The organism is Vibrio sp. NFR (assembly GCF_027587095.1).
GTDB classification, from domain to species: Bacteria; Pseudomonadota; Gammaproteobacteria; order Enterobacterales; family Vibrionaceae; genus Vibrio; species Vibrio harveyi.
In genome coordinates this window covers 501906-525268 of sequence record NZ_JAPPTN010000001.1, presented here as the reverse complement: position 1 = coordinate 525268, position 23363 = coordinate 501906, and the positions used below count along the sequence as shown (strand labels likewise).

The 23363-nt window shown below is 43.9% G+C and carries 25 protein-coding genes, 1 riboswitch and 1 other annotated feature; of the genes, 11 read left to right on the top strand and 14 right to left on the bottom strand.

Going from position 1 to position 23363, the window contains the following annotated elements; translation table 11 throughout:
• Positions 1-30: 30 nt before the first annotated feature.
• The gene (torE, locus tag OH463_RS02370; protein ID WP_005450728.1) at positions 31-210 is read right to left on the bottom strand and encodes a trimethylamine N-oxide reductase system protein TorE; all 180 of its coding nucleotides are present in this window, start codon (positions 208-210) and stop codon (positions 31-33) included.
• Positions 211-674: 464 nt separating this feature from the next.
• Here torE and OH463_RS02365 point away from each other — a divergent pair, with 464 nt between their 5' ends.
• Both OH463_RS02365 and OH463_RS02360 read left to right on the top strand, forming a co-directional pair.
• Positions 675-1475 (top strand): ABC transporter permease, encoded by an 801-nt coding sequence (locus OH463_RS02365; RefSeq protein ID WP_005450730.1) that lies wholly within the window; start codon positions 675-677, stop codon positions 1473-1475.
• A gap of 249 nt (positions 1476-1724) precedes the next feature.
• Complete coding sequence (locus OH463_RS02360) at positions 1725-1862, top strand: hypothetical protein (RefSeq protein ID WP_005450732.1); 138 nt, start codon at positions 1725-1727, stop codon at positions 1860-1862.
• 63 nt (positions 1863-1925) lie between these two features.
• Here OH463_RS02360 and focA read toward each other — a convergent pair whose 3' ends face one another.
• Positions 1926-2786 carry a formate transporter FocA gene (focA, locus tag OH463_RS02355; RefSeq protein ID WP_005450735.1) on the bottom strand — a complete coding sequence of 287 codons (861 nt, stop codon included), beginning with the start codon at positions 2784-2786 and terminating at the stop codon, positions 1926-1928.
• Between the two features lie 299 nt (positions 2787-3085).
• On the opposite strand from focA, the gene OH463_RS02350 reads away from it, so the two are divergent.
• Complete coding sequence (locus OH463_RS02350) at positions 3086-3322, top strand: TIGR02647 family protein (protein ID WP_005430269.1); 237 nt, start codon at positions 3086-3088, stop codon at positions 3320-3322.
• Between the two features lie 87 nt (positions 3323-3409).
• Here the strand turns inward: OH463_RS02350 and OH463_RS02345 are convergent, their stop codons facing one another.
• A complete protein-coding gene (locus OH463_RS02345) occupies positions 3410-3832 on the bottom strand; it encodes a PACE efflux transporter (protein WP_005450737.1) in 423 nt (140 codons plus the stop codon).
• Positions 3833-3921: 89 nt separating this feature from the next.
• Here OH463_RS02345 and OH463_RS02340 point away from each other — a divergent pair, with 89 nt between their 5' ends.
• Genes OH463_RS02340 through OH463_RS02330 form a run of 3 tightly spaced genes read left to right on the top strand, consistent with a single transcriptional unit; the run spans position 3922 to position 6286 of the window.
• Positions 3922-4794 carry a LysR family transcriptional regulator gene (locus tag OH463_RS02340; RefSeq protein ID WP_053051023.1) on the top strand — a complete coding sequence of 291 codons (873 nt, stop codon included), beginning with the start codon at positions 3922-3924 and terminating at the stop codon, positions 4792-4794.
• Between the two features lie 29 nt (positions 4795-4823).
• Complete coding sequence (locus OH463_RS02335; RefSeq protein ID WP_188015220.1) at positions 4824-5651, top strand: NAD(P)H-binding protein; 828 nt, start codon at positions 4824-4826, stop codon at positions 5649-5651.
• A complete protein-coding gene (locus tag OH463_RS02330; protein ID WP_047513523.1) occupies positions 5648-6286 on the top strand; it encodes a YdcF family protein in 639 nt (212 codons plus the stop codon). The genes OH463_RS02335 and OH463_RS02330 overlap by 4 nt, the downstream gene beginning before the upstream one ends.
• A gap of 85 nt (positions 6287-6371) precedes the next feature.
• Here OH463_RS02330 and OH463_RS02325 read toward each other — a convergent pair whose 3' ends face one another.
• On the bottom strand, positions 6372-6950 hold the full coding sequence (locus tag OH463_RS02325; protein WP_005450744.1) for a thymidine kinase: 579 nt from the start codon (positions 6948-6950) through the stop codon (positions 6372-6374).
• A gap of 84 nt (positions 6951-7034) precedes the next feature.
• A complete protein-coding gene (gene cysS / locus OH463_RS02320) occupies positions 7035-8417 on the bottom strand; it encodes a cysteine--tRNA ligase (RefSeq protein ID WP_005437232.1) in 1383 nt (460 codons plus the stop codon).
• Positions 8418-8621: 204 nt separating this feature from the next.
• Here cysS and OH463_RS02315 point away from each other — a divergent pair, with 204 nt between their 5' ends.
• The 4 genes from OH463_RS02315 to OH463_RS02300 all read left to right on the top strand — a co-directional run bounded on the left by OH463_RS02315 (position 8622) and on the right by OH463_RS02300 (position 11878).
• Positions 8622-9116, top strand: coding sequence for a peptidylprolyl isomerase (locus OH463_RS02315; protein WP_005437228.1), 495 nt, complete (start codon positions 8622-8624; stop codon positions 9114-9116).
• Between the two features lie 60 nt (positions 9117-9176).
• Positions 9177-9914 carry a UDP-2,3-diacylglucosamine diphosphatase gene (lpxH, locus tag OH463_RS02310; protein ID WP_026000110.1) on the top strand — a complete coding sequence of 246 codons (738 nt, stop codon included), beginning with the start codon at positions 9177-9179 and terminating at the stop codon, positions 9912-9914.
• A 99-nt stretch (positions 9915-10013) separates the two neighbouring features.
• Positions 10014-11228: an EAL and HDOD domain-containing protein gene (locus OH463_RS02305; RefSeq protein WP_009698175.1), complete on the top strand. Its 1215-nt coding sequence runs from the start codon at positions 10014-10016 to the stop codon at positions 11226-11228.
• A 137-nt stretch (positions 11229-11365) separates the two neighbouring features.
• Complete coding sequence (locus OH463_RS02300) at positions 11366-11878, top strand: YchJ family protein (RefSeq protein WP_009698176.1); 513 nt, start codon at positions 11366-11368, stop codon at positions 11876-11878.
• A 281-nt stretch (positions 11879-12159) separates the two neighbouring features.
• Here the strand turns inward: OH463_RS02300 and hisIE are convergent, their stop codons facing one another.
• The 8 genes from hisIE to hisG all read right to left on the bottom strand — a co-directional run bounded on the left by hisIE (position 12160) and on the right by hisG (position 19330).
• Positions 12160-12795 carry a bifunctional phosphoribosyl-AMP cyclohydrolase/phosphoribosyl-ATP diphosphatase HisIE gene (hisIE, locus tag OH463_RS02295; protein WP_005450749.1) on the bottom strand — a complete coding sequence of 212 codons (636 nt, stop codon included), beginning with the start codon at positions 12793-12795 and terminating at the stop codon, positions 12160-12162.
• Entirely contained in the window at positions 12792-13565 is a 774-nt protein-coding gene (gene hisF / locus OH463_RS02290) for an imidazole glycerol phosphate synthase subunit HisF (protein ID WP_004749837.1), read from the bottom strand. Before hisF ends, hisIE begins: the two co-directional genes overlap by 4 nt.
• Complete coding sequence (hisA, locus tag OH463_RS02285) at positions 13547-14284, bottom strand: 1-(5-phosphoribosyl)-5-[(5-phosphoribosylamino)methylideneamino]imidazole-4-carboxamide isomerase (protein ID WP_269990419.1); 738 nt, start codon at positions 14282-14284, stop codon at positions 13547-13549. The genes hisF and hisA overlap by 19 nt, the downstream gene beginning before the upstream one ends.
• 12 nt (positions 14285-14296) lie before the next feature.
• Positions 14297-14911 (bottom strand): imidazole glycerol phosphate synthase subunit HisH, encoded by a 615-nt coding sequence (gene hisH, locus OH463_RS02280; RefSeq protein WP_017819522.1) that lies wholly within the window; start codon positions 14909-14911, stop codon positions 14297-14299.
• 26 nt (positions 14912-14937) lie between these two features.
• The gene (gene hisB, locus OH463_RS02275; RefSeq protein ID WP_269990418.1) at positions 14938-16011 is read right to left on the bottom strand and encodes a bifunctional histidinol-phosphatase/imidazoleglycerol-phosphate dehydratase HisB; all 1074 of its coding nucleotides are present in this window, start codon (positions 16009-16011) and stop codon (positions 14938-14940) included.
• A gap of 71 nt (positions 16012-16082) precedes the next feature.
• Positions 16083-17123: a histidinol-phosphate transaminase gene (hisC, locus tag OH463_RS02270; protein WP_017188198.1), complete on the bottom strand. Its 1041-nt coding sequence runs from the start codon at positions 17121-17123 to the stop codon at positions 16083-16085.
• A 12-nt stretch (positions 17124-17135) separates the two neighbouring features.
• A complete protein-coding gene (gene hisD / locus OH463_RS02265) occupies positions 17136-18428 on the bottom strand; it encodes a histidinol dehydrogenase (protein WP_009699819.1) in 1293 nt (430 codons plus the stop codon).
• 5 nt (positions 18429-18433) lie between these two features.
• Complete coding sequence (gene hisG, locus OH463_RS02260) at positions 18434-19330, bottom strand: ATP phosphoribosyltransferase (protein ID WP_005450765.1); 897 nt, start codon at positions 19328-19330, stop codon at positions 18434-18436.
• A 53-nt stretch (positions 19331-19383) separates the two neighbouring features.
• Positions 19384-19522, bottom strand: a sequence feature (His leader region).
• Between the two features lie 362 nt (positions 19523-19884).
• Between hisG and OH463_RS02255 the strand changes: the two genes are divergently transcribed.
• Positions 19885-20841 carry a sigma-54 interaction domain-containing protein gene (locus tag OH463_RS02255; RefSeq protein WP_199480101.1) on the top strand — a complete coding sequence of 319 codons (957 nt, stop codon included), beginning with the start codon at positions 19885-19887 and terminating at the stop codon, positions 20839-20841.
• A 279-nt stretch (positions 20842-21120) separates the two neighbouring features.
• Here OH463_RS02255 and tet(35) read toward each other — a convergent pair whose 3' ends face one another.
• Positions 21121-22722, bottom strand: a complete 1602-nt coding sequence (gene tet(35) / locus OH463_RS02250; protein ID WP_047513512.1) for a tetracycline efflux Na+/H+ antiporter family transporter Tet(35) — start codon at positions 22720-22722, stop codon at positions 21121-21123.
• 109 nt (positions 22723-22831) lie between these two features.
• A riboswitch (Lysine riboswitch) is annotated at positions 22832-23013 on the bottom strand.
• Positions 23014-23363 lie beyond the last annotated feature (350 nt).

Here is a 23363-nt window from a genome sequence, read left to right as displayed (position 1 = left end):
TTTCAAAAGTGTGGTTGTGAGCTCACTGGCTTACATGCCGTGTGCGCCTGGAGGACCAAAGAAGAACACTTGTAGTGCCCAAACGATAAATCCGTAGCCACCTACGAAAGCCACACTCAGAATTGGGAAGAGAACAACTGCAATGAAGAGGAAAGACTTCCACTCCAGGGAGCGTTTTTCACCACTCTCAATTTTGTTAACATCACTCATACATTTGCCTATTTTGTATCTAGTGTTATTGAAAAGCCTGCGTTACCAAGCTTAAGTTTTTTACAATCTCTATTGGAAAATGTTAGACCATACTAATAGTAAGGTTCAATCAAATCTGACGCTCCAGCCCTTGTTATCCAACACTTTTTTGAGCTCATCCAGAGATGTGTTTGATTGATATTCTTTGTGAAAGAATATTAATAGATGTGAAAGAATAAGTCTTTTGCAAACATGTTAAGAATACAACATGAGATTAACTTTGTTTACATTTTTATGGATTTTTTCGTGCTACTAAATCGCTATTTTTTCGACTAAAGACAATGCTTTGTGATCTTTATGTTAAGAAAACTTCACGAAGTCCTAGCGATCATTTTGTCGATGAGATTGCGAAAAAACAGAGCTTAGCAATTCATAAACCTATGCCACTTCGTTAGAATCAAAGCATTGATTTTGGGAGAAGGTTTATGAATCAAGTTGTCGATATAAATTGGTTTGAGCTTGCACTTTTTAGTTTGATTCTTATTGTTCCACTCACCATCAATGCTCGCTATAAATTAGGAATTGCGAAAGATACAGCGATGAGTGTTGCGCGAATGACAGTGCAACTCATTTTGGTTGGTGTGTATCTGGAATACCTTTTTAAGCTAAATAGCTTACTCGTAAATTTACTGTGGTTATCCATTATGGTTGTCGTCGGAGCAAGCTCAATTGTGGGCAAAGCTAATCTTCCGAAGAAACCACTCATGCTCCCACTGATTACTGGCTTGTCTTGCAGTCTAGTCCCTCTTCTTGCCGCTATCACTTTAGGTCTCGTAAAGCCAGAACCATTCTACAATGCCCAATACATGATTCCGTTAGCAGGCATGCTGTTAGGCAATAGCTTAAGCAGCAATATTGTCGCGTTGCAGAACTTATTCACCGCTTTCGAACAACGCAAGTCAGAGTACGAGGCAGCCATCTCATTGGGAGCCGCTCCTAGGTATGCCTCCTTCCCTTTTCTTCAAGAAGCCCTTCGCAAATCCCTTGCGCCAATTCTTGCTTCTATGGCGACAACAGGCTTGGTGACGCTCCCTGGTATGATGACAGGTCAGATCTTAGGTGGTGCTAGCCCGATGGTCGCCATCAAGTATCAATTGGTTATTATGCTGGCGATTTTTGTCATGCTCAGTGTGTCTGTAGCGATCACTTTAGAGATGACACTAAGTTGTGTACAAACCAAAGAAGGACGTATTAAAGTGAAGTTTATCAACAAGGAAAAAACATAAAACCGGTCACTTCGTCATCACATAAGCGTCTCATTTTATGAATTTTTCTCGGTCAAAAAAGATACTCACGATCTTTGAGACAGGTTATCCACAGAAAATGTGGATAAACCCCGAAAACCCATAAGCAACCAGAAACATAAGCGCAACTTTGAGACCACTGTACACTGCGAAATTTAATGGTCACTGATTGGTCATTGAACCGTCATCTTACTCTTCTAAAGTGCAATTAAACGACATAGGGAGAGCACCATGGATAGGTTAGCCGTACGAGAAAACTTCGATGAGTTGCAGTCAGATTCGCCCGTTGATTGGCTGACTCAGGAACCGGTAGAAATGACGTCTCATTGGATTCCAAACGAATATGGCATCAACGAAGAACTGGTTTAAACATCGGTTGAGCGAAGTTTAGATAAAAGAAAGGCAAGCCATTTAGCTTGCCTTTTTTAAAAGTTATTTCAGATGCTTGTCTTCATCACGTAGATAAATCATCCAATACCACATGCCAACGAAGACACCACCACCGATGATATTACCGATTGTCACAGGGATTAGGTTGTTCACTAAGAATCCCATCATGTTTAGATCCGCGTAATCTGCAATGTTTGCACCTGTCATTTGCCAAAACGATTCAGGTGCGAAGTATTTAATACCGATCGCCATTGGTACTTGGAACATGTTAGCGATACAGTGCTCAAAGCCAGCAGAAACGAACATAGCTACCGGCAAGATCATTACGGCGATTTTATCAGTCAATGTGCGACCACTGAACGTCATCCAAACTGCGATACATACCAAAACGTTACACATGATGCCCAGCGCGACAGCTTGGAAAAAGCCATGATGCAGTTTGTGCTGCGAAATGGCCATCGCATTCAAGCCCACTTGACCACCGTCGAACATGTACTGTTTGGTGATCAGCATACACACAACAAGCAAAACCGCACCAACCATGTTACCGAAGTACACAACCAGCCAGTTTTTCATTAAGGCCTTCCATGAAATCTTGCCGCTTGCACGTGCCACCAGCGTAAGAACTGAGCTAGTAAAAAGCTCGCCACCGGTTACTACCACTAAGATCAGACCAAGACTGAATGCCAAACCACCAATAAGACGTGTAATGCCCCATGGAAGATCACCAGCACCTGTGGTTACGGTTGTATAAAAAATAAAAGCGATACCAATGTGAAGACCTGCTGAAATTGCCAACAGGAAAGATTTCATTGGAGCTTTAGTTGCTTTGCCAACACCTACTTCGGCGGCACGTTCAGCAGCCTGAGGTGGTAATAATGAGTCAAACTGATTGAAGTTCATGGAAGTGTAACATTTAGAAACAATTAACGAGGCGCGGATAATCGCTCCATTTCCAGACTTTTTCAAGGGCTATTTTTCATGTTTACCAAATTTGTTGTTGTTGAGAGAGTAATCGATAAAATTCAACTATGAGTTATTGTCCTAACCATTATTAATATTTGGGTCAAATGTTTACCGTAGAATAAAATTTCCGCGTTATATCAGAGCTATAGCGCTACACTTAACATTTCTAAGGGTTTTCTATTGCTCAACCTTAGTTTTCAGACTAGCTTGGATAAAAAAGTACGAAGGAATTACCTATGAAATATTCAGCTGACCATATCGCCGAACTGAACCTACTTCTTCAATTCGATTTAAGCAGCGCAGCAACAGGCATCAAAGTCCACAAAGAAGCTTCTGAAGAAATGCAGGCAGCCGTTGCTCGTCTGTACGAAAAACAACTATGTACACAACCTGATGGCGGTTATCTAACTGACGAAGGTATCGAAGTTGCAGAACACGCAGATAAAATTCTTCGAGTCCTTTCTGCTGAATAACGATATTTAAATAAACCAGTATCGGAATTAAAAAAGCCACCGCAACGGTGGCTTTTTTGATAATTAAATTTATCTAGACTCACTATATTAAGCAATGAGCTTTCTCATTTTTCCAAATGGTTGAATTTTATCATACGCCCAGTTAAAGCCCGTTGCATAAAATAAGAAGAAAATTAAGAAGCCCGCTTCTAACGCTAATGCCTGTAGCAGAGTGATTTCCAAAAACCACGCGATCACCGGAATAGACAAGAAGATTAATCCACCTTCAAACCCCAAAGTGTGACCAATGCGCATCGCTAGACTGCGCTCTTCACGGTTTGGACCAAACCACTTGTCAAAGTACAAGTTATAAATGTAGTTCCAAACTACGGTGTAAAGACTCAGACCAATACCCACCACTGCTAAGTCACTGGATCCCTTCCCTGTTATTAAAGAAGCAGCAGGAATAATGATCGCCAATGCAATCATTTCAAATAGTACAGCGTGAAAGATACGTTCGTTACGAGTCATGATGTTTTACCTAAATAGTTCTACTCAATGACTGGCATTTTATCTATCATTAAGATAAGTAAAAGTTAGGTACCATCGGTTAAAACGATATGTTTACTATTGAACAACTGCAAGCTTTCGTCACTACATCAGAAGCTGGTTCTTTCTCCGCAGCAGCCCGTAAGCTTGGACGAGCACAATCGGTGATCAGTCAGCACATCATGAACATGGAACTTGATTGCGGCGTGGACCTTTTTGATCGAACTGGTCGTTATCCAAAACTGACGGAGAAAGGTCATGAGTTAATGCCTTACGCACTTGCAACGCTTAGCCAACTTGACCGACTGAATAATAAAGCGTCTCAACTTTTTTCCAGCCCTGCAACCAAGCTTGTCCTTGCTGTTGACGAAGGGATTCCGCTCACCCGCCTCCCGATTGCATTGAAAAATTTAGAAAAAAAGTTCCCAACTCTACAGGTGGAATGCTTGACCGCATCCAGCCCTGACATTATTGAACTAATTAAATCAGAACGTGCGACAACGGGCATCATCTTAAGTGACTTACAAATGCCTAAGAATGTTGATTTATCTAACCTAGGGCATATTGGTTTTGATGTGTTTGTCTCATCACAACACCCTTTAGCAATACAGCCAATCCGAAACATCGACGAGCTAAAGCAACATCGTCAACTGGTAATCCGTTCAAAGAATGAAGACGTGAGCGGTCTTAATCAGGCGTTTAGCCCAGATATCTGGTACGCTGATGATTACTACATATTATTAGAACTGGCGAACAAGGGATTTGGCTGGTGCTTTCTTCCTGAACATTTGGTGTCTTACGCACCAAATACCTTAGTGAAACTTGGCGAAGAATTCACAAAACTGGCATGGCAAGTCAACATTGATTTGATACAACATCAGAAATGGCATTCCGATCCCCTGCATCAACAAGCCAGATTAGAGTTACAAACCCTGTTTGAGTAGTCATCAGGGCATACCGTAGGAACATACAGATGGCAAATATATTGATCGTGGGCGCAGGCTGGCTAGGAGCGCCACTTGCACAAACTTTAGCTGACCAAGGACACCATGTTACGGTTACCCGTCGTAGCCAATCTAGGCTAGATGAACTTCCAATCACTTCCGTACGAACGGCTCAACTTGACCTTAGCGAGCCAAGAGCTCAACAGAAAATTGTCGAACTGATCAAACAAGAACAAATAGAACGCATTGTCGGATCGTTTCCTCCAGGTTTTCGCAAAGGAAACGGACAAGAATACGCACAGCAATGGCAACGTTTAGTTGAAGCCGCAAAAGTAAGTGGTGTGGAAAAGCTTTTGATGGTCAGTTCAACGACGGTCTATCCAAATTTGCCCGTCGATATGAGAGAGGAAGACGCCACATTCGCTTTAGCGCAAGACAATCCGCATTTCTCTGATAATGCACGTATTATGCTGCAAGCCGAGCAATACGTGATGGACTCCGGTATTGACTACGCTATCGTTCGCTGTAGTGGTTTGATTGGTGCCGACCGACACCCGTCTCGCTTTGCGTTGCGATTAAAACAGGTCAGTCGCAAAGCGCCAGCGAATATGGTGCATCAAAACGATGCTGTTACGGCAACGGCTTTCGCGCTCAATCAAATTGAAAATGAGGTAGTTAATGCGACCACGCCAAATACCGTCAGCAAAGCTGAGTTTTATCAAGCTGCCATTACGCAAAGTGATTTAGACATTGCCCTTCCGCCAGTCACCGAAACCGCCGATAAGCGAATCCTTGCAGACAAACTTATCTCGCTTGGTTACCAGTTCCAATTCACCTCAACGCTGGACGCACTATGAAACTCTATCAACACATTGAAACCTTGTGGGAGTACATGCAACTCAAGCATAAGCTAAAGCCTGCTGACTGCCTATTTGTAATGTGCAGTAATGACTTACGCGTAGCCGAACACGCCGCTAAGCTTTACCATCAAAAATTTGCGCCACTCATTGTATTTTCTGGTGGCGAAGGGCGTTTTACGGATGGTTTATTTGAGAGAAGTGAAGCTGAGACTTTTGCAGATATCGCCAAGCTTGCAGGTGTACCGAGCGAAGCAATATTGCTCGAAACAAAGTCGAGTAACAGTGGCGAGAACGTTCGCTTCACTGAGCTGTTATTGAAAGAAAAAGGGATTAGCTGTGACTCTCTGATTTTGGTTCAAAAGCCATTTATGGAAAGACGCGCCATTGCAACCTTTGAAAAACAGTGGCAATCGCCTTATTCACAGCTTCAAGTCACGTCCACAGCGCACCCTTTCTTTGAATATATCAACGAAGAAATGCCACTAATGATGGTGCTTGAAGCGCTCATGGAAGATTTTTCTCGTGTGAAAACCTACCCAGAGAAAGGCTTTCAAACAAAACAAGAGATTCCTGCCCACGTTGAGTCTTCTTATCAAGCACTTCGAGAAAAGTTTGAGTTTGGTCTCGCGTAATCCTTCACTTACGGACCAACAGCTAGACAGTAAAAAGCCACCGAATTCGGTGGCTTTTTCTTATCTAACTCTTATCTAGACTGGCTTACTTACCAAGTGCTTCTTTATAATGCTGGCGACAAACGGATACGTAACGATCGTTACCACCGATTGCGACTTGATCACCTTCTTTGATTGCAACACCGTGCTCATCAGTACGGATAACCATGTTTGCCTTGCGACCACAGTGACAAATCGTTTTGAGTTCCACCAACTTGTCTGCCCAAGATAGCAAGTACTTGCTGCCTTCAAAAAGTTCGCCTAGAAAATCGGTACGAAGACCATAGCAGAGTACAGGAATATGCAGCTTATCAACTACTTCTGTTAGTTGGTAAACCTGTTCTTTCGACAAAAACTGACACTCATCAATTAGGATACAGTGACGTTTTTCAACTTCATGCAGTGCCGCGATCTCTTGGTAAAGGTTGGTATCTGGACGGAACAAATGCGCGTCTGATTGCAAACCAATACGAGAGCTCACTTTACCTACGCCGTAGCGATCATCTAACGCTGCTGTGAAAATCACAGGCGTCATGCCACGTTCTTGGTAGTTAAATGAAGATTGAAGAAGAGTTGTCGATTTACCCGCGTTCATTGCCGAGTAATAGAAATACATCTGAGCCACAGAGCACTACCTTCGTTAAAGTTTAGAATTTATAAAAGCTTGTAAAGAAAAGGGCTGAATCATCAGCCCTTTTAAAAGATTCAATTACTTACGTCGCCACGTTGTGCCTTCTGGACCATCTTCCAGAACAATGCCCATTTCCGTCAGCTTGTCACGAGCCATATCTGCGTTAGCCCAATCTTTTGCTGCACGAGAATCGTTACGTAGCTTAATTAGTGCTTCGATTTCAGCCACTTCATCGTCGTCGCCGGCATCACCTTTTAAGAATGCTTCTGGATCTTGGTGAAGAATACCGATCACGTCAGCCAGTTCACGCATTAGCGCACCTAGCTCGCTCGCTTTCTCTAGGTTTTCTGTCTTCAGACGGTTTACTTCACGCGCCATGTCAAACAGTACTGAGTAAGCTTCTGGTGTGTTGAAGTCATCGTTCATCGCTGCTGTAAAGCGAGTTACGTATTCTTCACCACCCGCTGGCGCAGCATTCAGATCCAGACCACGTAGAGATGTGTATAGACGTTCAAGAGACGCGCGTGCTTGGTTTAGGTTATCTTCGCTATAGTTTAGCTGGCTACGGTAGTGACCAGACATTAGGAAGTAACGAACGGTCTCAGCATCGTAGTGACCTAGAACATCGCGGATAGTAAAGAAGTTACCTAGAGACTTTGACATCTTCTCACGGTCTACCATTACCATGCCGCTGTGCATCCATGTGTTCACGTACTGAGTGTCATGTGCACAGCATGATTGCGCGATTTCGTTCTCGTGGTGTGGGAACTGAAGATCAGAACCGCCGCCGTGAATGTCGAAGTGGTTGCCTAGGATTGACGAGTTCATAGCAGAACACTCAATGTGCCAACCTGGACGACCTGGACCCCATGGTGATTCCCATGTTGGTTCTCCCGGTTTAGACATCTTCCAAAGTACGAAGTCTAGCGGGCTACGTTTTGCTGTTTCGATATCGACACGAGCACCAGCTTGAAGCTGGTCAAGATCTTGCTTAGACAGTTTTCCGTATTCGTTGAACTTGCCCACTTCGAACATTACGTCGCCGTTGTCTGCAACGTAAGCAAAACCACGCTCGATTAGCTTTTCAACCAATTCGATGATTTCAGCAATGAACTGAGTCGCACGAGGCTCAACGTCAGGACGTTTCATGTTTAGTGCATCAAAGTCAGCGTGCATTTCACCGATCAAACGTTCAGTGAGTGAATCACAAGACTCGCCGTTTTCTGCCGCGCGTTTGATGATTTTGTCGTCGATATCAGTGATGTTGCGTACAAACGTTAGATCGTAACCAAGGTAACGTAGGTAACGAGAAACAACATCAAAAGAAACGAAAGTACGACCGTGACCAATATGACAGAGATCGTAGATGGTAACTCCACAGACATACATGCCAACTTTGCCGGCTGTAATTGGTTTGAATTCCTCTTTCTGTCTTGTGAGTGTGTTATATATCTTTAACATGATCTCTATCTATGATTGTGAATGAATAACAAGAACGCCGAGTATAACAACTCAGACCTTATTAGGTAATAGCAATTAACCGATAAAACGATAATCGGCTAAACTTCAAGCACAAAACTATGAATTTGTTCTTCCTGAGTTTTTAAAGCGTAATAACTTAGGCTAGAATCGCAGTTTCAATACAACACAGTAAAGGAAAGTAGCATGATCACCCTTCACACTAATTTTGGTGACATCAAGATTCAACTAAACGAAGAGAAAGCGCCAGAAACAAGCGCAAACTTCCTTCAGTACTGCCGCGACGGTTTCTATGACAACACTCTTTTCCACCGTGTTATTGACGGCTTCATGATCCAAGGTGGTGGTATGGAGTCTGGTCTACGTGAAAAAGCTACACGTGCACCTATCAAGAACGAAGCAAACAACGGTCTTAGCAACAAAGTGGGTACACTTGCTATGGCTCGTACTATGGAGCCGCATTCAGCAAGCTCTCAGTTCTTCATCAACGTAAACAACAACACGTTCCTAGATTTCCGTAGCGAAAGCCTTGATGGTTGGGGTTACTGTGTATTCGGTGAAGTAATCGAAGGCATGGACATCGTAAACAAGATCAAAGGCGTTAGCACTGGTTCTTACGGCATGCACCAAGACGTACCTCTAGAAGATGTAATGATCACTGGTACTACAATCGAAGAGTAATTCTTTAGAATTGCCACCAAGAGATAAGTTTGTGGGGAGGCTTCGCCTCCCCTTATTTCTATGACGACATTATTTATATCTGATCTTCATCTTACCCCATCACGTCCGGACATCACGGAGTGCTTTGTTACGTTCATGCGTACAGAGGCGATCCATGCAGATACTTTGTATGTGCTCGGTGATTTGTTCGAGTTTTGGATTGGTGACGATGATAACACCCCTTTCGCAGACCAGATCCGCGCTGAATTTAAAGCGCTGACGGATTCTGGTGTCCCTGTTTTCTTCATCCAAGGCAACCGAGACTTCCTCCTAGGTAAACGCTTTTGCAAAGAAACCGGTATGACGTTGCTCGACGACGTTTGTACGATTGACCTCTATGGTCAAAAAGCCGTTATCTTACATGGCGATACACTTTGCATTGATGATGTGAAATACCAAGAGTTTCGTAAAACCGTTCATAAACCATGGCTTCAATGGTTGTTTAATCGAATTCCTTGGTTCGTTAAGAAAAGAATTGTCACCAAGGTTCAATCAGACATTCGAGATGATAAAAAAACCAAGTCTCTCGATATCATGGATGTAAACCAAGGCGAAGTTGAACGTGTTATGTCTCAAAACTGCGTCAACTTGATGATTCACGGTCATACACATCGTCCAAATACACATTTTTTTGAACTTAATGGTGCTAAAAACACCCGCATCGTTTTAGGTGATTGGTATACCCAAGGCTCAGTTTTACAAGTAAATTCTGACGGTTTTGACTTACAAACACGACCGTTTGACACAGAATTGAAGTAAAGCTTGTCGAGCGTGTAGAAGATTGACGCGTAAAGCATAGAAATTTTACAAAAAATCGCTATCATCGTAATACTAAGTTAAACAGAACAAAGTACCGCATTGAAGTATTCATACGTAGCTCGTCAACCGATACTAGACAGAGAAAAGCGTACCATTGGGTACGAGCTTCTCTTTCGTGACGGTCCGAAAAACACCTTTCCAGAAGTAGAACCAGAGATGGCGACTAGCCGACTTTTGTCTGATCACTTCTTGACGACTCACTACAGCACACTAGGTGATAAACTTGGCTTTGTTAATTTTCCATACCAAAGCTTAGTCAACCTAGTTCCTACTCTATTTCCTAATGAGTCGTTAGTTGTAGAGGTGCTGGAAGATTGCGAACCGACAGATGAGCTACTTCATGCGATTAAACATCTGCACGCATCTGGTTATCGTGTCGCATTAGATGACTTCGTTCCGACCAAGGCTTGGAAGCGCTTCTTACCATACGTCGCTATCATTAAGTTTGATATCCGTTTGGTGCCTATAGACAAAGCTGCAATCTATATTCGTTCTCTCGGACATTTTGGTATCGACTTCTTAGCAGAAAAAGTCGAAACCTATGAAGAGTTTGAGCAAGCGATGGATGCTGGTTTTAACTACTTCCAAGGATACTTTTTCAGTAAGCCAGAGATGATTCAGAAGAAACGCCTCAACCCAGCGTTTTTGACGGTTATACAACTGTGCAAAGAAATTGCAGATAAACCTATCGATTTCAATGAGGTAGAACGTCTGTTTTCTATTGATGTGACTTTGTCTTATAAGCTGTTGACTTACGTAAACTCAGGTTACACGCTCACAACTAAGATTAAGTCTTTCCGTCAAGCTCTGGTTTACCTTGGTGAAGAGCGCTTAAGACGCTTTATTTCTCTTGTGGCGATTGCCTCTGTGCACGAGGATAAACCTGACTCTCTCTATTCGTTAGCGATTCAACGCGCACGTATGTGTGAGATTTTGTTGAGCCAGATGAAAACCAAGTATGATCCGGGGCAAGCATTCCTGACAGGTATGTTTTCACTGCTGGACTCACTACTCGATCAGCCACTATCCGATGTAATCAGCGACATTCCAGTCGATGAGGAAATCAAACAAGCACTCACCAGTCGAAAAGGTGTATTAGGCTACCTACTTTCAATGATCATTGCTTACGAGAAAGCCGATTGGGAAACGACGGAAAAGTACTGTAACGCGCTCAAACTGAATGAACCACAATTAGCGAAGGCGTTCAGTCAATCCACTGCGTGGGCCCAAGAACTGCTGTCTCAAACGCCCTAAATCGCTATAATGCCCCAAAAGAATACCTCCAGCCTCACTGATATGCCCAAGTAACCTCGCGATGCTACGTTCAGCGAGAATAAGTTGGGTGTAAAAGGTTGTTTGTTTTACCGCTTAATTAATCGAGATTTCATTTTATGGCTTCTTCTTGTCCTTGCGGGTCTAACCGCACCTACTCACAGTGTTGTGAAATCGCCCACAATAACCATGCTGACGTCATCACTCCAGAGCAGTTGATGCGTTCTCGCTATAGTGCACATGTGTTGGGTCTAGTGGATTACGTGGTAAAAACATATCACCCAAGCTGTAACGCAGAAGAACAACGTGAAGGCATTGCCCAGTCCATCGATAGCGATTGGTGCAAGCTTGAGGTAGTCAAAACTGAAGCGGGTAGCAACAAGAATGAAGGTTTTGTTGAGTTCAATGCGTACTTTAATGAAGACGGCAAACGCTACTGCATGACAGAGCGTTCTCGCTTTGTAAAAGAAGACGGACTTTGGTACTACATTGACGGTACATTTCCTGAAGAGCCAGAAGACGAACTAGAGCAAGATCCACGCTTAAGCCAGCCAGTAAGTAGCCTAAAAGTAGGTCGCAATGACCCGTGTATCTGTGGAAGTGGTAAGAAATTTAAGAAGTGTTGTGGGTAAAGCATCCATACCTAGCTTATTAAACTCGATTTAATTGGATTCTTGACATCGCTTAGGCTTGTCGAAATGACGTGAATATATGTACCTGTTTGAAGTAGATAACTCTACTGCAAGCACCATTAGAAAATATACCGTCATTCTGAACAGCGAGGGACGAGCGTGATTCAGAATCCAATCGCAACTCACACTGTCGCCGAGGTTTACCCCGAACCAAGAACACTAAATTAAAAAAGCCCCCTAGACTCCCGAGTCATAGGGGCTTTCATTTATCTATAGCAGGCTTATTTATGACGCTCTTTCAGTTTATTCACCACGTCATTCATCGATAGACCTTGGTCCTGAAGCAATACCAGCAAGTGGTAAATCAAGTCTGCTGATTCACACACTAACTCCGCCTTATCGCCCGACGTCGCCGCAAGCGCGACTTCAACGCCTTCTTCGCCCACTTTTTGCGAAATACGCTTGGTGCCACGGGCATAAAGACTGGCAGTATAAGAGGAATCTGGGTCGGCACTCTTGCGGGCAGCCAATAGCTGCTCAAGTTGATGAAGCCACACCATTTGTGACTCCTCTTGAGGGTCCACATCCCAGCAAGTTGTGTTACCCAAGTGACACGTAGGACCAATGGGATTCACTTTCACCAGTAGCGTATCGTTGTCGCAATCGAGCTGAATGTTCACCAATTGCAATACGTTGCCAGAGGTCTCACCTTTCGTCCAAAGACGTTGCTTGGTACGAGAGAAAAACGTCACTTGACCTGTTTCGCCCGTTTTTGCCAACGCATCTTGGTTCATGTAACCCATCATCAACACTTGGCTTGATTGGAAATCTTGTACGATGGCAGGTACCAGACCATCCACCTTTTCCCAGTTGATTCGCTCAGCTAGCGAACTTACTTCGGCGGCTTTCACACTCATAGTCGTACCTCAATGCCTTGTTGTTTCAAATACTGCTTTAGTTCACCAATATTGATGACTTGCTTGTGGAATACCGATGCGGCAAGCGCGCCATCCACATTTGCTTTTTGGTAGGCTTCTGCGAAATGCTCCATGGCACCTGCACCGCCCGATGCAATCAATGGCACGTTACACACTTCACGCACCATATTCAGTTGTTCGATGTCGTAGCCGTTACGTACACCGTCTTGGTTCATCATGTTCAGCACGATTTCACCAGCGCCGCGCTTTTGTACTTCTTGCACCCAATCACGCGTTTCCCATTGGGTCGCTTTGGTGCGTTCTTCATCACCAGTAAACTGGTAAACCTGATACTTGCCCGTCTCTTTGTCGTAGTATGAATCGATACCAACGACGATACATTGCACACCAAACTTATCAGCAAGGTCAGTAATCAACTGAGGGTTCGCCAAGGCAGGAGAGTTAATAGATACCTTATCTGCACCAAACTCAAGAATGCGCGCCGCGTCTTCTGCTGATTTAATGCCACCAGCCACACAGAACGGGATATCAATCACTTCTGCAACGCGAGCGACCCAACTTTTATCGACGACACGACCATCACTTGAAGCGGTAATATCGTAGAACACAAGCTCGTCAGCGCCTTCTTCAGCATAACGCTGCGCCAGAGGAACGATGTCACCAATAATTTCGTGGTTGCGAAACTGGACGCCCTTCACCACTTGTCCATCACGAACATCAAGACATGGAATTATTCGCTTTGCCAACATGCAAACGCCTCCTCTGCTGTGAACTTACCATCTAACAATGCACGACCAACAATCACGCCAGCAACACCGCTGCCTTTTAGTGCTTCGATATCCGCTAATGAACCGATGCCACCTGAAGATTGGAACTGCACTTGCGGGTACTGTTTACATAAGTCGACGTAAAGCTCAACGTTTGAACCTTCTAGCGTACCGTCACGAGAAATGTCCGTGCAAAGCACATGCTGTAGACCTACCGTCAGATAATCGTTGATCAATGCTTCGATAGTCACGCCTGAATCTTCTTGCCAACCAGAGATCGCTACCTTACGCGTGCCGTCTTGATCGATGTTGATGTCTAGCGCGAGAACAATTTTCTCTGCACCGTATTTTGCCATCCAACCTTTCACAAGCTCTGGCTGTTTTACCGCTGTAGAACCAACGACAACACGCTGAGCACCCGCTTCTAGCAGGTCAACCACGTCTTGCTCTGTACGCACACCGCCACCGATTTGGATGTTTGCTGGTGTGCTTGCTAGTAGCTTTGCAATCAAATCTAACTGGCGTGCTGTCGTGTCTTTCGCGCCAGTTAAATCCACTAAGTGTAGCCAGTTAGCACCCGCTTGGTGGTACAAATTAAACTGCTTTGCTGGGTCGACTTTGTACTCGGTAACTTGACCGTAATCACCTTGATAAAGGCGAACCACCTGTCCTTCAATTAAATCAAGAGCTGGAATAATCACACTAAATCCCTTTTATAATTCTAAGAAGTTTTGAATAAGCTTCGCGCCCGCTTTTGAAGAACGCTCAGGGTGGAATTGCACACCGTAGTAGTTACCGCTTTGTACTGCTGCTGTGAACGGGTTGCCGTATTCACACTCAGCAATCGTGTACTCCCCGACAGGCATTGCAAAGCTGTGTACAAAGTAGAAGTACTCACCTTCTTCAATGCCTTTGAACAATGGGTTACCTGCTTTTGCAGACACTGTGTTCCACCCCATATGCGGCAGCGGTAAATCGCCGGTTTGTAGCAACTTCACTTCGCCATCACAAAGTCCAAGACACTCAACCAACTCATCTGCTTTCTGCCCTTTCTCTTGAGACACTTTGCCCAATAGTTGCATGCCTAAACAGATACCTAGCAAAGGCTTTTCTACCTGTTTTACCAAGCTGATAAGATCGCGCTCTTCTAGGTTCTTCATCGCTTCACTGGCAGTCCCCACTCCCGGTAGAAATAGCTTGTCAGCTGCCAATACAACTTGTGGATCTTTTGAAATAGTTACGTCATAGCCTAGGCGTTCGATGGCAAACTTCACCGAAGAAACGTTGGCACAGCCAGTATCGATAATGACAACTTTCTGTTCTGTCACTGTTTTTCTCCTTGCTAACGTGAGCCCTAAAGCACGCCTTTACTACTTGGTAGCTCAGTGCCTTCTATTTTGATTGCTTGACGTAAAGTACGACCAAACGCTTTAAACAAGCTTTCAATGATGTGGTGGTCATTATTGCCCGCAGAAGACAGGTGCAGCGTACACGCTAGAGTGTCAGTCAGAGAACGGAAGAAGTGAACCACCATCTCTGTTGAAAGATCACCCACTTGCTCACGGCTAAACTGCGCGTCGAACTTAAGGTAGGGACGACCTGATAGGTCTAGCGCACATTGTGCTAAACACTCATCCATTGGCAGGCTGAAACCAAAGCGACCAATACCACGCTTGTCACCCAGCGCTTCTTTCAACGCCTGACCCAAGGCAAGAGCGGTATCTTCTACTGTGTGGTGATCATCGATGTGAAGGTCTCCTTCCACTTTGCACACCATTTGGAATCCACCGTGCGTCGCAATTTGATCCAACATGTGGTCGAAGAAACCAAGACCCGTTGAGATGTCATTACCGCCTTGCTCATCAAGATTAACCGCAACTTTGATGTCCGTTTCTTTCGTGGTACGAATCACTTCAGCAACACGAACTTTCACCGTCAGATCTTTCAGGATCTGTTTCCAATCCATGGTTTCTGGGTTGTATTGAATACCACGAATTGCCATATTTTCTGCAAGTTGAAGATCGGTTTGACGATCACCAATCACAACAGACTCTTGAAAATCAACTTTGCCACCTTGTAGATACTCTTTTACCAAGCCCAATTTAGGCTTACGGCAAGAGCAGTTATCTTCATCAAAGTGAGGACAAATCAGCACGTCATCAAACTTCACACCTTGAGACTCAAAGATCTCCATCATCATGTTGTGTGGAGCATCAAAGTCTGCTTGTGGGTAGCTGTCGGTACCGAGACCATCTTGGTTCGTTACCATCACTAGGCGGTATCCGGCATCCTGCAACGACAACAGGCTTGGGATAACAAATGGCTCTAGTTTTAGCTTATCTAAACGATCTACTTGAAAATCAACCGGCGGCTCAACAATTAAGGTGCCATCACGGTCGATAAAAAGGATTTTTTGTTGTTTGCTCACTCGAACTTCCTTATTGCTATATCTTTTTGGCGCTCCCGCTATTGAGCGAGAGCGATAAATACTTTTTCTACTTATGAGTAGTAGTTTCTGATAAATCCGAGTGTTTTTTCGCACTCGTCGCGGTTACCCACACTGATACGTACACAGTTCTCGATTGGTGAGTTACGTAAAATAATGCCCGTATCCCAAGCGGCTTTGAAAAGATCATCGCCATCTGGGAACTTCACCAATAGGTAATTCCCCCATCCTTCAAAGACTTCCAATCCCGGAATCATTGACAAACCAACTTGTAAGTAAGCTCGGTTTGCATTCAGGTCGAGAACTTGAAACTTCGCTCGCGCTAGACCTGCTTCAGACAGCGCTTGAGTAGCAATTTCTGCCACTGGAACCGGTACTGGATATGGTGCGATAACTTTAAGAAGTACATTAATCAACTCTTCGTTCGCAAGCGTAAATCCACAACGCAGACCAGCAAGCGCGAAAGCTTTCGACAGAGTACGCAGAATTGCTAGGTTCGGATATTGCGCCAGCAAATCTACCGTTGACGCTTCTGGACAAAAATCAATGTACGCTTCATCCATTACAACGATTGCTCGGTCTTTTGTCATTTCAAGCAGAGACACAATGTCTTCACGCTTAACCAAGTTACCTGTTGGGTTGTTTGGCGAACATACGAAAACCAGTTTCACGTTATCCAGATTGGCTTCGATGCCTGCAAGGTCAAGTTGCCAATCTGACGTCAGTGGTACGGTTTTGCGCTCAACACCGATGGTTTCGGCACTGATAGCGTACATACCGTAAGTCGGTGGACAGTAAAGAATCGCATCTTCACCCGGCTCACAGAAAGCACGAATCAGTAGCTCAATGCCTTCATCTGCACCGCGAGAAGTCAGCGTTTGTTCTGGTTTCACACCCGCATACGCCGCGTAAGCGGAAATCAGTTCTTTCGGTTGGCATTCGCTGTAACGATTAAGACGAGCAAAGTCTGTTTTGTATTCATTGTTAAATGGTGATTCGTTGGCATTTAGCCATACGTCACCAGTACCGCCAATTCGGCGAGCCGATAAATAAGGGGTAAGTTTTTGGACTTGTTTACGCGCTAGCTTTTCCATCTCAATATCCTCTTACTTCGCTGCCAATTTTTCTACACGGATAGTCACCGCACGTTTGTGTGCATCTAAGCCTTCTGCTTCAGCCATAGTGACTACTGTAGGGGCAAGGTTCTTTAGACCGTCAGCAGATAGCTCTTGAATCGTCATACGCTTAGAGAAGTCCGCCAAGCCTAAGCTTGAATAAGTACGTGTGTAACCGTAAGTAGGAAGAACGTGGTTAGTACCCGATGCGTAGTCACCTGCTGATTCAGGCGACCAATCACCAAGGAAAATAGAACCTGCGTTGTCTAATAGAGGCAGAAGCTCGCGTGGGTTCTTCGTCTGAACAATTAAGTGCTCAGGACCGTAGTAATTTGAGATTGAAACCGATTGAGTCAGAGACTCAGCAATAATAATCAAACTTGAAGCTAACGCTTGCTCGGCAATGTCCGCACGAGACAACTCTTTAAGCTGACGTTGAACAGCATCCGTCACTTGATCTGCAAGCACAGGAGAAGGAGTCACAAGAACCACTTGAGAGTCAGGACCGTGCTCTGCTTGGCTTAACAAATCCGCTGCAATGAAATCTGGGTCTGCCGTTTCATCAGCAATCACTAGCACTTCTGATGGGCCCGCTGGCATATCAATCGCTGCACCACGGAAATCATTACTTACCTGACGTTTTGCTTCTGTCACGTAAGCGTTACCTGGACCAAAGATCTTATCAACTTTAGATACGGTTTCTGTTCCGTAAGCCATTGCTGCGACGGCTTGACCACCGCCGACATTGTACACTTCATCAATGCCACACAGTTTTGCTACATAAAGGATCTCGTCAGCAATTGGGGGTGGAGAACAAAGCACCACTTTACGACAGCCTGCAATTTTTGCAGGAACCCCAAGCATCAAAACAGTCGATGGCAATGGCGCACTGCCACCGGGAATGTACAAACCCACTTTTTGAATTGGACGCGTTACCTGTTCACAAACTACACCCGGTTGAGTTTCTACTTTGATTGGCTGCGGCTTCTGCGCTTTGTGAAACTTAGCAATGTTTTCATACGCTTGCTCCAGTGCGTTCTTCATTTTTTCAGAAAGACGCGCAGATGCCTCATCGATTTCTTGAGTTGATACACGGATAGATTCCGGCTGCACTCGGTCAAACTTCTCAGTCAGCTCCAATAATGCAGCATCGCCTTCTTTGCGAACTTTTGCGATTACTTCAGAAACCGCGGCAGTGATATTCGCACCTTCTGTAATTGCAGGACGTTCTAGGATTGAGTCTTGCTGCGTTTCACTTAGCGATTGCCATACGACTGTTCTCATTGCGATTACTCCATCATTTTTTCAATTGGTAGTACTAGAATTGAGCTCGCACCCAGTTCTTTTAGCTGTTCCATGGTTTCCCAGAACAGGTTTTCAGTACTTACCAAATGAACCGCAACTTTTTGCTTGTCAGCAGATAGAGGCAATACCGTTGGGTCTTCAGCACCAGGAAGTAGAGCTTTGATTTGGTCTAGCTTCTCTGCAGGTGCGTGTAACATGATGTACTTAGACTCCTTCGCTTGCTGTACGCCTTGCATGCGGGTAAGAAGTTTTTCGATTAGCGCCACCTTGTCTGCATCGAATTCGCCAGTACGTTGAATCAGTGTCGCTTTTGATTTGAAGATAATTTCAGCTTCTTTAAGACCGTTCGCTTCCAGTGTTGCACCTGTAGAGACCAAGTCAGCGATGGCATCAGCAAGACCAGCGCGAGGAGCAACTTCTACTGAGCCTGTCAACATACATGTTGAGAATGGAACACCCGCTTCATCCATATAAGCTTTTAACAGCTGCGGGTAAGTTGTGGCGATACGTTTTCCAGCTAAGTCTTGAGGACCGTTGTACTCTTCGTCTTTATCAATCGCGATAGATAAACGGCAACCACCGAAATCAAGTCGACGAAGTTGAACAAATTCAGACGGTTCACCCAGTGCTTTGCGATCAAGACGAACTTCTTCTAATTCGTTTTCACCAATAAAGCCCAAGTCAACCACGCCATCCATAATTAGACCTGGAATATCGTCGTCACGAACCAAAAGCAAATCAATTGGCATATTTTCAGAATGAACAACTAAGCGCTCACCCATTACATTGAACTTCACGCCACATTTTTTAAGTAGAGCTTGGCTCTCTTTGCTTAGACGACCTTTTTTCTGAATTGCAATTCTTAAGCGTTGTGTTTGCATTGCTTTATCCCTGTGCCAGATTCGGTAATTAAAATATTTTATAAACCAGTAAAACTAAAAAACCCTCGAGAGATGTTGGTCTCCCGAGGGTTTGAAATCTGTTTTCACTTTGATTTTCACCTCCGGGAGTTTCCTATCTCCCGGGTATGCGTGCATCTCCCGAAAGACTAGGCTGGGTGATGATGGTGATGAATGTTCATTACAAAATTACGCATACTTATTTAAGGCTCGATTATGTTGCTTCGTTAATGACCACACTAACGAAGGATTAATTTTTTTTCAACAACGAATTTGCACTTTTCCTAATGTTTTTACTAACCAATTGATATTATTATTCTTTATTTTCATTTCAATCATCAAAGAAACACAAATTCAGCTCATTTATTCCACCAATTTGTTATAAAAAAACTAGTAGCCTCAAATCTCGCAAAAACAAACGTTTAAAATTCCATCAATGCGACAAGCAACAAAAGTCTCAATAACGAAACACTTGATTCAAATTTGAGACACCATTCATTACTAAACTTTCCTTTGGGGCATAAAAGTAAAGAGTCATCAAAGTGCAAAAAATCGACACTACGTTAAAACGACATTCGGCAGATGCAGATCCATTGGTTCCTTTAATAGGGAACAGTGCGTGCATCAATGAACTTCGTAACAAGCTCAAAAAATACGCACGATGCGACGCTGAGGTGCTTATTCAAGGTGAAACAGGGGTCGGAAAAGGAATGTGTGCTCGTATCATCCATGAGCTGTCCAACAGGCATTCATTCCCATTTGTCGAAGTAAATTGTGGAGCAATTCCGAGTGGACTGATTGCATCTGAGCTTTTTGGTCATGAAAAAGGCGCATTTACAGGAGCTATCTCCGATAGGATTGGATTTATTCAGAAAGCAAATCGAGGCACCCTATTTCTCGATGAGATTGGCGATATGCCGCCAGAATTACAAATACATTTACTCCATTTCCTTGAGAGTAAGCAAATACATAAAGTGGGTGCAGACAATATCATCGACGTAGACTGCCGTGTGATAGCAGCAAGTCACGTAGATCTAAAAAATGAAGTAATACAGGGAACGTTTCGCGAGGATCTGTTCTACAGACTCAATATTCTGCCACTTACTATTCCCCCCCTACGGAAGCGTGGCAAAGACATCCTGACATTATCAGAATACTTCTTGAGTTCTCTTACCAATAAAAGGTCTCAAGGGCTATCAACAGAAGTTAGAAACAAGCTAATGAAGCACAAGTGGCCCGGAAACGTAAGAGAGCTTCGTAATGTGATCCAAAGAGCGATTGTTATGTGCGAAAACAACACTCTACATGTTGCAGATCTCGGTTTAGATACCAGTGAGAGGCAACTTCTTCCTTCTGTCGAACAAATAGATTTGGATTATCTACTAAAAGCGATTGAAGACAACAAGCACAACATGAGTGCCGCTGCGAGACATTTGGGGATCTCCAGAACCACACTCTATCGCTTAATTAAAAAATATAACCTACCCGTCTGATCCCGTTGAACTTCGAGCCTTGATAAACTGTAACGTAACACTGTGTAACAGGTGAATTCTTGTTTATCAATCAGTTAGACAATGGCGTCCATTCCTTAAAATAAAAAAACATACAATTCAACAAGTTGAGTTCGGCATGCTATTTGCCTTATTCATATCAGTCTTCTAGACAAAATATCCCCAAAAACGCGATTTGCCCCCCTCACCATAAATCGCGTATAAAAAAAGCTCCGCTAGAAATAGCGGAGCTTCCTCTTTATAAGCTTGTATAAAAGCAACTTACGCGTTTTGACAAGATGCCATTTTTGACTTTGAAAGCCATGACAAAATCGCACAAACGATAACGAATGTAATCGATGCTGCGATGAAAGAGAACGCAATTGAAGCCGTCATACCAAGAGCAATAAAGCCAACGCATGAAACAAGCGCGACTGATAATGCATAAGGTAACTGAGTTGATACGTGATCGATATGGTTACAACGTGCACCAGTCGATGACAAGATAGTCGTATCTGAGATTGGAGAACAGTGGTCACCGAATACCGCACCAGCAAGAACCGCACTTAGCATTGGTAGCATAAGCGCTACATCTGTTGCGCCAGCCATATCGCCCGCGATTGGTAGCATGATACCGAACGTACCCCATGAAGTACCTGTCGAGAACGCCATTAGACCAGACAGCAAGAATAGGATAACTGGCAGCCAGTGTGGGTTGATGTTGCCTTGTGCCATCGTAGATAGGTAAGAACCTGTCTTCATGTCACCGATAACAGAACCGATAGTCCAAGCAAACACTAGGATTAGGATTGCACCAAACATTGATTTAGCACCAATCCAAAGCGTACGTGCAATCTCAACCATTGGTAAACCTTGCTTCAGCACCGTAAATAGCGCGACAGCAAGACCAAGTAAGCTACCGTAAATTAGAGAAGTACCAACATCAGTATTCTCAAACGCACCTAACAAAGCAAATTCTTTGCCATCTGCTGCTAGTGCTTGACCACCGGTGTAAAGCATTGAAGCAATCGTTGCCACAATAAGCGTAACGATTGGAAGAACTAGGTCAGAAACCTTACCCTTCTCACTTTCACGGATATCTAGCTCTTCATTTAGCTCATGCGCTTCTTGAGTATCATTTTCTTTATCTTTATCGAAACCACGGCCTTGAGACGCCGCGATTTCGTGATCACGCATCTTACCAATATCCAAACCAAACCACGCCACTGCGAATACCATTAGCAGAGCAAACACAGCGTAGAAGTTCATTGGGATAAGGCGAACATAAGCGCCTAGTGCAGAATATTCTGTGATGCCATGTGACACCAAGATACCACCGATAATAGTAATGATGTATGCACCCCAGCTTGATGCTGGCATGATCACACACATAGGTGCTGCTGTGGAGTCTAAGATGTACGCTAGCTTAGCGCGAGAGACGTAAAAGCGGTCAGTTACTGGACGAGAGATCGCACCAACAGCAAGACTGTTAAAGTAATCGTCGACAAAAATGAATACGCCAAGGAAAGCTGCAAGAAGTTTAGAGCCACGTTTACTTTTTACGCGTGTTTGCGCCCATTCAGCGAAAGCACGAGTACCACCAGAAAGTGTTAACAACGCTGTTGTCATACCTAAAAGAATAAGGAAGCCAACAATACTCATGTTCCAAGTATTGATACCACCGTCTTCAATAAAGACAGAAGAAACTTGAGAACTAACATAACCTACCGTATTACCGATAGACCAATCGTTAAGAAGTACCGCACCCAGTACGATACCAACACCAAGAGAAACTAAAACACGTCGAGTTAGAATCGCCAGCGTCAGCGCGACAATAGGCGGTAATAACGAAACAGGAGAATGTGCAAAATCTATTAAATTCATGATCTTCAAAAACCAAAGTTTGGCTAGAGATCTACTGCAGACAAGTCACGTAGCATACGGTACGTGCTCATGTTGAACTTAGCGACAGGGAAGCGAACACTTCACCCAACCCTACAGTAGCGCTCCATAGTTTAATGTAAATATACTATGGCAGTGTTGTTCCTTTCAGAGACAACCCCAGCAAGTGGTTTCGATAGCCCCACTTACTTCGGCAATCTTCGCCTTCCACTATTATTCATTGGCATCACCCCAATAATAGCTACTCTTCGAGACTGCACCTCTACGGCAATAACAAACAATTAACCGTTAATCGTACAAATTAACAACAATTTATCTGCAATATTGCATCAGGTGGTTGTCATTGTACCTATGAAGCCTCCCATTGCAACACATCAAACTAAATTAAATGAATAAATAATCGCGATTTCGATTTATAAATGAAATGTGACCAAATCATACATTGCGCAACTGCAATCACTTCAACCTTGTCCATTATGAAACTTTATTACTACTATTAAATACGCCATAGTTTTACGTGCAACAATAAATGAATGAAATATGACAGTGATAGCATTTGCCATCTAATCCTTTTCTGTCAGAAAAAGGGAAATTTAATTCAAGCTATAAATAAACATGATAGC